Here is a 10149-nt window from a genome sequence, read left to right on the forward strand (position 1 = left end):
GCTCTGGGCTATATCAGCCCCGCCGAGATGGAACGCAGAGCGGCTTAACCCCGTCCACTTTTTCGGGGGAAGATCAGGGGCGGCGGCTGGCTGGTGGCTGTGGTGCGAGCGAGGACAGCGCCGGTCTGAGGTCTTAGCGCCAGGCTTCAGAGCCACGTGCCGCCACTTGCCAGTCCCAGAACGAGCGAACTCAAGAGAATGAAGGGCGCGTTGAGCAGAGCGCATACGATGGCGAAGCCTCTGCGGCCCTCCAGCGTGAAAACGCTCCACCCCGTCACGACAATGTACGCCACCAGGATCAAGACGCTGACGTAGCCGATCCAGCCCGCCGTCTTCATGCCTCCCTCGTAGAAGATGGCGCCAAGTGGCAGCGGAAAAAGCCATAAGGCGGGGAGCAAGCACAGGCGGGAGGCCTTACGTCGCTCTGGAAGCAGAAAGACCAGCAAGGTCGTGGCTGCGCTTAAAGCTCCTGCTCCATGGAGGCTGGCCTGCTCTAGCAGAAACCAAAAGAAGCTCAGCTTTTGCATCGCCCCATACAACCGACCGTGTAGCGCGATCGCAAGCAACATCGTTGCCTGGCTCCAAACGCAAAACCGCCCCGAGGCGGGAGGGAGCCTCGGGGCGGTTGCTAGGCCGTCCGCCTAAGGGGGAGGGGTGCGGACGGCCGCTGACGGCTAGGGGGAGGGATTAGCCGTGCAGCTTGATGGCGGTTTCGGCGATCTTGCGGCCTTGGTAACGGGCGCCGACCAGCTCGTTCTCGCTGGGCTGACGCGAGCCGTCGCCGCCGGCGATCGTCGTGGCCCCGTAGGGGCTGCCGCCGGTGACTTCGTCCAGGGTCATCTGGCCGGCGTGGCCGTAGTCCATGCCCACGATCACCATGCCGAAGTGCAGCAGGTTGGTGATGATCGAGAACAGGGTGGTTTCCTGGCCGCCGTGCTGGGTCGCCGTCGAGGTGAAGGCGCCGCCGACCTTGCCGTGCAGGGCGCCGCGAGCCCACAGGCCGCCGGCCTGGTCGAAGAACGAGGCCATTTGCGAGCTCATCCGGCCAAAGCGCGTGCCGGTGCCGACAATGACGGCGTCGTAGTTGGCCAGGTCCTCGACCGTGGCGACCGGGGCTTCCTGGTCGAGCTTGAAGTGAGCCTTCTGGGCGACTTCCAGCGGCGCGGTTTCCGGGACGCGCTTGATGTCGACCTGGGCGCCGGCTTCGCGAGCGCCTTCGGCGACGGCCTTGGCCATCGTCTCGATGTGGCCGTAAGACGAGTAGTAGAGAACGAGAACCTTGGCCATCACGGCCTCCTTTGAGCGTGGGTTAGGGGAGGAAAGTCGGACGCGAGGCTAAGGTTTCCTCGCGTCCGTTTCTTGAAGGAAAATCTAGTCCAGGGCGGCGTCGACCAGGACCAGTTCGGCGTCTTCGAGGGCGGTGACGGTGATCGCGTCCTCGTCCTTGATTCCGGCGCCGTCGCGGGCGTTCAGCTTGACGCCGTTGACTTCGACGGTCCCGACGGCCGGGACCAGATAACCGCTACGGTCCTTGCCCAGGGCGTAGGTGGTGCTCTCACCCGCCTTCAGCGTCGCGCCCAGGACGCGGGCGTCCGTGCGGATCGGCAGGGCGTCGGCGTCGTCGGCGAAGCCCGAGGCCAGGGTCACGAACTTGCCCGAGCGGTCGCCCTTCGGGAACGGCTTGGCGCCCCACGACGGCGCGGCGCCGAATGTCTTGGGCTCGATCCAGATCTGGAAGATCCGGGTCGTTTCCGGCTCGAGGTTGTACTCGGAGTGACGGATGCCCGTGCCCGCGCTCATCACCTGGACGTCGCCAGCCACGGTGCGGCCCTTGTTGCCCAGGCTGTCCTGGTGGGTGATCGCGCCGTCGCGGACATAGGTGATGATCTCCATGTCGCTGTGCGGATGCGGCGGGAAGCCGGTGTTGGGGGCGATCTCGTCATCGTTCCAGACCCGCAACGAACCCCAGTTCATGTTACGGGGATCGTAGTAGCTGGCGAACGAGAAGTGGTGCTTGGCCTTGAGCCAACCGTGGTCGGCGCCGCCAAGCTTTTCGAACGGTTTACGGTCGATCATGGCTCTAACCTTTCTGTCCCTTGCGAGGCGCCGGTCCGGCGCGTCGTGTTGAGGAGAAGATAGGGGATCTGGCTGGATCCGAAATGGAAACTGTTGAAACACATGGTTTCCAAAACTAAGCTATCGACATGTCCAAGCTCCCCGATCTCGAGGGCCTCGCCGTGTTCGCCAAGGTGGTGGAGCTGCGCTCGTTCGCCGCCGCCGCCGACGAGCTGGCCATGTCCAAGGCCACGGTCTCCAAGGCCGTCACCCGCCTGGAGACGCGCCTGGGCGCGCGCCTGTTCAACCGTACCTCGCGGCGCCTGGCCCTGACCGACGCGGGCCAGTCCCTGGTCGAGCGCGCCACGCGCGTCCTGGCCGAGGCGCAGGCGGCCGAGGACGAGGCCTCCAGCCAGTCTTCCGCGCCGCGGGGCCTGGTGCGCATGGCCGTGCCGATGTCCCTGGGGATCACGACGTTGGGGCCTGTGCTGCCGGCCTTCCTGGACATGTATCCCGAGGTCTCGATCGACCTGAACCTGTCGGACGCGACGATCGATCTCGTGGGCATGGGGTTCGACCTGGCGCTGCGCGTGGCCGACCTGCCCGACAGCTCGCTGGTGGCGCGCCGGCTGCGGGCGGTCAAGCGGCACCTCGTGGCCTCGCCCGCCTACTGGGACCAGCACGGCCGTCCGCACCATCCCGCCGATCTCGCCCAGCATCGCGGCCTGACCTATGGCCACCAGTCCGCGCCGGAGACCTGGCGCTTCCAGAAGGGCAGCGAGGAGGCGGCTGTGCGGCCGCGGTCCGTGATCCGCGCCAACAATGGCGACGTGCTGTTGCCGGCCCTGCTGGCGGGCTCGGGCGCGGCCATGCTGCCCGACTTCATCGTCGGGCCGGCCGTGGCCGATGGTCGCCTGGAAGAGGTGCTGACCGAGTGGCGCGGTTCGCCGATCGCGCTGCATCTGGTCATGCCGCCCGGCGGACCGCGGCCGGCCCGCGTCGAGGTGCTGGCGGCCTATCTCGCCAAGACCCTCGGCGCTTCGCGCTAGCTAGAGGCTGTCGACCTGGGCGGGCGTCAGGGCCGCCAGCTGCACGGGCGTCATGGCCTCGAGATTGGTCGTCGACAGCCAGTCCAGCTGGTTGATCGACAGCCCGGGGATCTGGGCCGGCGTCAGGTAGCCGATCTGGGTGGTCGTCAGCCCGGCGATTACCGTGGTCGACAGCGATCCGATCTGGGTCGCCGTGAACCCCTGGACCTGGGTGGCGCTCAGCATCGCGAACGCGGTCTGAGACAGGCTGCGCATCTGGTAGGCCGACAAGCCTCTCAGCGCCGTCGGCGTGAGGCTGGTCATCTGGGTGGACGACAGTGTCGCCAGGTTCGAGACCGGAACGGCGCCCAGCTGCGCCGGCGACAGGGCCGCGGTCTGGGTGGCGGTGAACTCGGCCATGTCGCCGGCGGTCAGGCCGCTGATCTGGGTGGCCGTCAGGCCGGCGATCTGGGTGTTCGTCAGGGCCTGGACCACCGTGGCGTCCAGGCTTCTGAGGTTGGTCGTCGACAGCCCGCTGATCTGCGTCGAGGCCAGGCTCAGCACTTGGGTGCTGGACAGTTCGGCGAAGTCCGTCGTGGTCAGGCCGCTGAGCTGGGTGGCGGCCAGCGCGCCGAGCTGGGTCGAGGTCAAGCCGGCGATCTGGCTGGCGCTGAGGGCGCTGATGTTGCTCGCCGAGAGCGCGGCCATCTGCGTCGCGCTGAAGCTGGCGACCTGGGTCGCCGTCAGCTTGGCGAAGTCGGTCGCGTCCAGGCTCGAGATCTGGGTCGTCGTCAGGTTGGAGAGCTGCGTGGTCTTCAGGCCGCCCACCTGGGTCGCCGACAGGCCGCTGAAGCTGTCCGGGCTGAGCGCCGCCAGTTGCGTTGCGTCCAGGGCCGCGACCTGGGTGTTGGAGAGGCTGCTGGTCTGGGTGCGCGACAGTCCGGCCATCTGCGTCGCCGAGAAGGCGGCGAGGTCGGTGTCGAGCTCGGCGATTTGGGTGGTCGACAGGGCGCCGACCTGCGACGCGGTCAGGCTCTGCAGCTGGGTGACGGTCAGAGCCGCCAGCTGGGTGGTGTTGATGGCGGGCACCAGCGTGGTCGGCAGGGCCGCGATCTGCGAGCCGGCCAGGGCCTGGATCTGGTCGGGCCACAGCTCGCCCAGGTCGCCGACGGTCATCGCCTGGATCTGGGCCGTGGTCAGGTTCTTCAGCTGGGTCGGATCCAGCGCGCCGATCTGGGTGGCGTCCAGGGCGATGAAGTGCGTGGTGTCCAGCGCGCCGATCTGGGTGGCGCTGAGCGCCTCCATCCGACTGGAGTCGAGCTTGGCCAGCTGGGTCGAGGTCAGGGCGTTCAGCTGGGCGCCGCTGAACGCGGCCAACTGCGCGGCGTCGAAGATCAGGTTCGGCGCGAAGGCGGGGATTTGCGTCGTCGCCAGGCCCTTGACCGCGGTCTTGGACAGGGCGGAGACCTGGGTGGCCGACAGTCCCGACAGCGTCGTCGTCGACAGCACCGCCACTTGGGTGCTGACCAGATCGTTCAGCTTCGTCGCCGCCAGCCCCTGGACGGTCGTCGCCGACAGGGCCGCGATCTGCGACGCGGACAGGTACGAAATCGGCACTGGATCCGCTCTCCAAGGTCGCGACGCGAATCGTTCTTGCCAAGCTTAGGTGAAATGGCCGCTGGCGACCATGCGACCATCCGGCCGGGCCCCGCGCGCGTCAGCCGGCTCGCATGGTCCAGAGATCCAGATCCCGTTCCCGTCCGATCAGGGCCAGGCCCGAGGCGATGGACTCGAACTCGCCCCCGGTCTCGATCTTCGCCGCGCCGAAGCGGCGCAGGAAGATCTGGCGCACAGCCGGCACGAACGAGCTGCCGCCGGTCAGGAAGACGCGGTCCACGCCGGCCTCCGACAGGCCCGCCCGCTCGAGCGCCTCGGCGACGGCGGCTTCGATGGCGGCGAGCTCGGGGGCGATCCAGCCTTCAAAGTCGCTGCGCGCGACGGTCTTTTCGATGCGGACGGACCCGGCTTCGAAGTGGAACGTCGCCGCCTCCTGGCTGGACAGCGCCTCCTTGAGCGCCGAAACCGAGCGATAGAGCGCGTAGCCGTAATTGCCGTCCAGCACCTCGATCAGGGCGGCGATCTTGTCGGGCTCGACGGCGGTGCGTTCCAGGGCCCGGATGTCGCGCATGTCCTTCGAGGCGCGCAGCAGGGCCAGCTGGTCCCAGCGGGCGAAGGCGGCGTAGTAGCGTTGCGGGATCGGCAGCCGGTTGGAGAACGACCGATAGTCCGACCCCTTGCCCAGCTCGGGCGACACTAGCTGGTCGATGATCCGGTAGTCGAAGGCGTCGCCGGCCAGGCCCACGCCCGAGCGCGACCGCGGCGTGGAGCGCAGGGTTCCGTCCGTCGCGCGCTCGAACCGGACCAGCGAGAAGTCCGAGGTGCCGCCGCCGAAGTCGGCGACCAGCACGGTGGCGTCCTGCTTCAGTTGGCGGGCGAAGAAGAAGGCCGCGCCGACCGGCTCATAGGCGTAGCGGATGTCGGTGAATCCCAGCCGCTGGAAGGCCGCCTCGTAGCGGGTCAGGGCCAGGCTTTCGTTCGGCGACCCGCCCGCGAAGGTCACGGGCCGTCCGACGATGATCCTGGGCGGCAGGTCGTCCATCTGGGCGCCCGCGTGCTCGCGCAGCCGCAGCAGGAACGCCGCCAGCAGGTCCTCGAACTGGTAGCGCTTGTCCAGGATCCGCGTCTCGGTGAAGGCGGCCGAGGCGGCGAAGGTCTTGAACGACTGGATGAACCGCGTCTCCAGCGGCTCCTCTAGGTAGGCCTCGATCGCCCAGGGTCCGGCCTCGACCACGCGCTCGCCCTGGACGCTATGGAAGCTGAGCGCCGAGCGAAAGGCGAACAGATCGCGGTTGTCGATCGCGAAGCGGATGAGGCGCGACTTGTCATCGCCGTGCGTCATCGAGACGACGGTGTTGGTGGTGCCAAAGTCGACGCCGATGGTCGGCGCTGTCGCGGCCGTCATGGGAGGCTCGATCGGTTCGGGGCGGAAGGGCCGTGCGTCGTAGCGCCTTCCAGCGCGGCGTCAAGGCCGGGCGGTTGACTAAAGGCCGGGCGTCGGCTCGAAGAGGCGCGAGCAAGCAACGGGCGAACCTTGGAAAATTTCGATGTCCTGGTGATCGGCGCGGGAGCGGCCGGCATGATGTGCGCCATCGAGGCGGGCAAGCGCGGCCGCTCGGTCCTGGTCATCGACCACGCCAAGGCGCCGGGCGAGAAGATCCGCATCAGCGGCGGCGGGCGCTGCAACTTCACCAACACCGGCGCCTCGATCCACAATTTCCTGTCGGCCAACCCGAAGTTCGCCCTGTCGGCCCTGCGCCGCTATCGGCCCCGCGATTTCATCGCCCTCGTCGAGCGCCACGGCATCGCCTATCACGAGAAGACGCTCGGCCAGCTTTTCTGCGACGGCTCGGCCAAGCAGATCATCACCATGCTGCTGGCCGAGATGCAGGCGGCCGGTGTCGTCTTGCGGCTGGAGACCAGCGTGCAGGGCGTCGCCAAGGTCGAAGGCGGCTTCGAGGTGGCGCTGTCGTCCGGCAAGGTTCGCTGCCAGTCGCTGGTCGTCGCCAGCGGCGGCAAGTCGATTCCGAAGATGGGCGCCACGGGCCTGGGCTATGACATCGCCAGGCAGTTCGGCCTGGGGATCGTCGAGACGCGGCCGGCGCTCGTGCCCCTGACCTTCGAGCCCGGCATGCTGGCGCGCTTGACGCCGCTGTCGGGCGTGTCGCTGGACGCCGTGGTCGCCCACGGCAAGACCAGGTTCCAAGAGGGGATGCTGTTCACCCACCGGGGCCTGTCCGGGCCCTCGATCCTTCAGATCTCGTCCTATTGGCGCGAGGGCGACGAGATCCGGGTCGACATGGCGCCGGGCGTCGACGCCCTGGCCGCGCTGAAGACGGCGCGCACGGCCACACCGCGCCAGGCGGTGGCGACCGTGCTGTCGACCTTGCTGCCCAAGCGCGTGGCCCAGGTGATCGCCGACGAAGAGGCGGGCGGGAAGGGCAATATCGCCGACTGTTCGGACAAGGTGCTTGGCCAGGTGGCCGGCGCGGTCAACGCCTGGACCTTCAAGCCGGTCGGCTCGGAAGGCTATCGCACGGCCGAAGTGACCCTGGGCGGCGTCGACACCGACGCTCTGGATTCCCGCACCCTGGAGGCCAAGGCCGTGCCGGGGCTCTATTTCATCGGCGAGGTGGTCGACGTCACCGGCTGGCTGGGCGGGTATAACTTCCAGTGGGCTTGGAGCTCGGGCTGGAGCGCGGGACAGGCGGCGTGAATCTGCTCCCCCGTTGGGGGAGCTGTCGCAGAGCGACTAAGGGGGCTACTCGGCCTTAGCCGAGCTGCCCCTTCCGGCCCTCTGGGCAACCTCCCCCAAAAAGGGGAGGAGAACCCGATAGCTAACTACTTCTTCTTGAACGGCTTACCCGCCGGCTTGCCGCCCGGCTTGGCGTCGAAGCTCTTGGCCTTGAAAGGCTTGGGCCCCTTGAACGGCTTGGCGGGACCGTCGCCGTCGCGCTTGCCGGCATAGGGCTTGGCGTAGGGCTTCGGACCGGCGGCGTTGTCCTCGAAGCGCTTCTTGAACGGCTTCTTCGGCGCATCGCCTTCGGCGCGTGGCGCGCGGGGCTTGAAGTCCCGCTGCGGCCGGTCGTCTTGCGGACGCTCGTCATGGCGCGGCTTGAAGGCGCGCTTGGGACGGTCGGCCTGTTCAGTCGGCGAGTAGGGGCGATCTTCACGCGGCGGACGCGGCGTGAACTCCCGTTGCGGACGGTCGCCGTCCTCGAAGCGCTTCTTGAAGGGAGGGCGCTGGGGACGCTCCTCGCCTTCGCCGCGCGGCGGACGGGGCTTGAATTCACGCGGGGGCGCGTTCGGATCGCGCGGCTCGTAGTTGCGCGGCGGACGCTCGCCACGCGGGGCCGGCGCCGTGGTCGGGGTGATCGAGACGTCTTCGCGCACGGTCGACTGCACGGCCGCGCCGAACTTCGTCGCCGCCTCGGCCGAGATCTCGAACTTGGTGTCGTAGTCGAAGATCCGGATCGCGCCGATGTCCTTCTTGGTGATGTGGCCCAGGCGGCAGATCATCGGGATCAGCCACTTGGGATCGGCGTTGCCGCGACGGCCGACGCTGATCCGGAACCACTCCGAGCCTTCCATGCTGACGCGCGGTTCGCGCTCCGGACGCTCGCCGGGTTCGCCCGTGCGCAGGCGCGGACCGGGATCGGCGCCGTGGCGCGGATCGTCATAGATGTCTTCCGGCGATGGCAGCTTGGCGCGGCGCGTGCGGATCAGGGCCGCGGCGATCTCGACCGGCGTGCGCTTGGCCAGCATGGCCTCGGCCAGGGCGATATCCTCTTCGGTCGAGACTTCCGAGAAGATCGGGTCCTCAAGCAGGCGCTCCTGGTCCTTCTCGCGGATCGAGTCGGCGCTGGGCGCGCCGCCCCAGTCGGCGTCGACGCCGGCCGCGTACAAGAGCTGCTCGGCCTTGCGGCGGCGGGTGTAGGGGACGACCAGGGCGCTGACGCCCTTCTTGCCCGCGCGGCCCGTCCGGCCCGAGCGGTGCAGCAGGGTGGCCTTGTTGATCGGCAGTTCGGCGTGGATCACCAGGCCCAGGTCCGGCAGGTCAAGGCCGCGCGCGGCGACGTCGGTGGCGACGCAGACGCGGGCGTGGCCGTCGCGCAGGGCCTGCAGGGCGTCGGCGCGTTCGCGTTGGGAAAGCTCGCCCGACAGGCCGACAACCGCGAAGCCGCGCTCGCGCAGCTTGGCGTGAAGCGAGCGGACGCTCTCGCGGGTGTTGGCGAACACCAGGGCGCCGGGGGCTTCGAAGAAGCGCAGCAGGTTGACGACGGCGTGCTCGACCTCGTTGGGCGCCACGCGCACGGCGCGGTATTCGATGTCGCGGTGTGGCTCGTTGCGGCCGATGGTGTCGATGCGGACGGCGTCATTCTGATAGCGCTTGGCCAGCTCGACGATGTCGCGGGCCAGGGTGGCCGAGAACAGCAGGGTCCGGCGCTCGGGCGGGGCGGCGTCGAGGATGAACTCGAGGTCTTCGCGGAAGCCCATGTCCAGCATCTCGTCGGCCTCGTCGAGGACGGCGACCTTCAGCTTGGAAAGGTCCAGGTGCCCGCGCTCGATGTGGTCGCGCAGGCGGCCCGGCGTGCCGACGACGATGTGGGCGCCGTAGTTCAGCGCGCGCTGCTCGCGGCGGGCGTCCATGCCGCCCACGCAATTGATCACCGCGGCCTTGGCTTCCGCATAGAGCCAGCCCAGCTCGCGATTGACCTGCATGGCCAGTTCGCGGGTCGGGGCGATGACCAGGGCCAGCGGCTCGGCGGCCTGGCCGAAGGTCTCGGCCTCGCCCAGCAGGGTGGGAGCGGCCGCGAGGCCGAAGGCGACGGTCTTGCCAGAGCCCGTCTGGGCGCTGACCAAGAGGTCGCGGTCGGCGGCGTCGGCGGCCAGCACGGCGGCCTGGACGGGGGTGGGCTCGGCGTAACCCTGAGCGGCGAGAGCCCGCTCAAGAGCGGGGTGGGAGGCGGGGAAGGGCATATGGGTCCAGTTCACGTCTGCGACCGCGCACACAAACACGCGCGGCTCGCGCCATGACCAAATCGGGCCCCTTTGAAGCCTTCAACGCTTCCCTCGGACCGCTTCTTGGTCGAATTCCAACAAAAATAGCCCCGTTCCGCCGCCGAAGCGACACGAAGGGGGCTCGATGAGCGGCCTTATGCGCTTGTTGCGGTGCAAAAAGCAAGAGCCGAGGCGCATGGCCACCGCCGCGGGCCCCCACCTGACCACGGAGGGGCGTGACCCCTAATCCTCCCCCTCGCGGGGGAGGTGTCCGCGCAGCGGACGGAGGGGGAAGTGCTGCTAGCCCCGCCTCTTCCCCCTCCGTCGTCTCTTCGAGCCGACACCTCCCCCGCTAGGGGGAAGATTTTTACGAGCGTTCGCGGCGCTCCATGATCCGCGTATCCGGAATCGAACCGAACGAATTCAACGGCTTCTCACTTTTACACGC

At 68.4% G+C, this 10149-nt stretch carries 8 protein-coding genes; 2 read left to right on the plus strand and 6 right to left on the minus strand.

The genetic code is table 11. The features are described 5' to 3' along the window. Positions 1-146: 146 nt before the first annotated feature. The 3 genes from DI526_RS22015 to DI526_RS22025 form a co-directional block, all read right to left on the minus strand. Positions 147-569 (minus strand): hypothetical protein, encoded by a 423-nt coding sequence (locus DI526_RS22015; protein WP_304282742.1) that lies wholly within the window; start codon positions 567-569, stop codon positions 147-149. 118 nt (positions 570-687) lie between these two features. Beyond that, positions 688-1287: an NAD(P)H:quinone oxidoreductase gene (gene wrbA, locus DI526_RS22020; protein WP_304282744.1), complete on the minus strand. Its 600-nt coding sequence runs from the start codon at positions 1285-1287 to the stop codon at positions 688-690. An 84-nt stretch (positions 1288-1371) separates the two neighbouring features. Further along, positions 1372-2076, minus strand: coding sequence for a pirin family protein (locus DI526_RS22025; RefSeq protein WP_304282747.1), 705 nt, complete (start codon positions 2074-2076; stop codon positions 1372-1374). Between the two features lie 128 nt (positions 2077-2204). Between DI526_RS22025 and DI526_RS22030 the strand changes: the two genes are divergently transcribed. Continuing rightward, positions 2205-3104 (plus strand): LysR family transcriptional regulator, encoded by a 900-nt coding sequence (locus tag DI526_RS22030; RefSeq protein ID WP_304282750.1) that lies wholly within the window; start codon positions 2205-2207, stop codon positions 3102-3104. Here the strand turns inward: DI526_RS22030 and DI526_RS22035 are convergent, their stop codons facing one another. Continuing rightward, entirely contained in the window at positions 3105-4700 is a 1596-nt protein-coding gene (locus DI526_RS22035) for an ice nucleation protein (protein ID WP_304282753.1), read from the minus strand. It abuts the gene before it with no gap. Positions 4701-4800: 100 nt separating this feature from the next. Beyond that, positions 4801-6105, minus strand: a complete 1305-nt coding sequence (locus tag DI526_RS22040) for an Hsp70 family protein (RefSeq protein WP_304282756.1) — start codon at positions 6103-6105, stop codon at positions 4801-4803. Between the two features lie 129 nt (positions 6106-6234). Between DI526_RS22040 and DI526_RS22045 the strand changes: the two genes are divergently transcribed. Further along, positions 6235-7416, plus strand: coding sequence for an NAD(P)/FAD-dependent oxidoreductase (locus tag DI526_RS22045; RefSeq protein ID WP_304282759.1), 1182 nt, complete (start codon positions 6235-6237; stop codon positions 7414-7416). A gap of 125 nt (positions 7417-7541) precedes the next feature. Here the strand turns inward: DI526_RS22045 and DI526_RS22050 are convergent, their stop codons facing one another. Further along, the gene (locus DI526_RS22050; protein ID WP_304282762.1) at positions 7542-9680 is read right to left on the minus strand and encodes a DEAD/DEAH box helicase; all 2139 of its coding nucleotides are present in this window, start codon (positions 9678-9680) and stop codon (positions 7542-7544) included. Between the last annotated feature and the right edge of the window lie 469 nt (positions 9681-10149).

The sequence above is a fragment of the Caulobacter segnis genome, assembly GCF_003243465.1.
Lineage (GTDB): Bacteria > Pseudomonadota > Alphaproteobacteria > Caulobacterales > Caulobacteraceae > Caulobacter > Caulobacter segnis_A.

What these genes read in the sequence shown, in the direction of transcription:
- wrbA (WP_304282744.1), bottom strand. Translation starts at nt 1,287, where the DNA reads ATGGCCAAGGTTCTCGTTCTCTACTACTCGTCTTACGGCCACATCGAG.
- DI526_RS22030 (WP_304282750.1), top strand. Translation starts at nt 2,205, where the DNA reads ATGTCCAAGCTCCCCGATCTCGAGGGCCTCGCCGTGTTCGCCAAGGTG.
- DI526_RS22050 (WP_304282762.1), bottom strand. Translation starts at nt 9,680, where the DNA reads ATGCCCTTCCCCGCCTCCCACCCCGCTCTTGAGCGGGCTCTCGCCGCT.
- DI526_RS22040 (WP_304282756.1), bottom strand. Translation starts at nt 6,105, where the DNA reads ATGACGGCCGCGACAGCGCCGACCATCGGCGTCGACTTTGGCACCACC.
- DI526_RS22025 (WP_304282747.1), bottom strand. Translation starts at nt 2,076, where the DNA reads ATGATCGACCGTAAACCGTTCGAAAAGCTTGGCGGCGCCGACCACGGT.
- DI526_RS22015 (WP_304282742.1), bottom strand. Translation starts at nt 569, where the DNA reads ATGTTGCTTGCGATCGCGCTACACGGTCGGTTGTATGGGGCGATGCAA.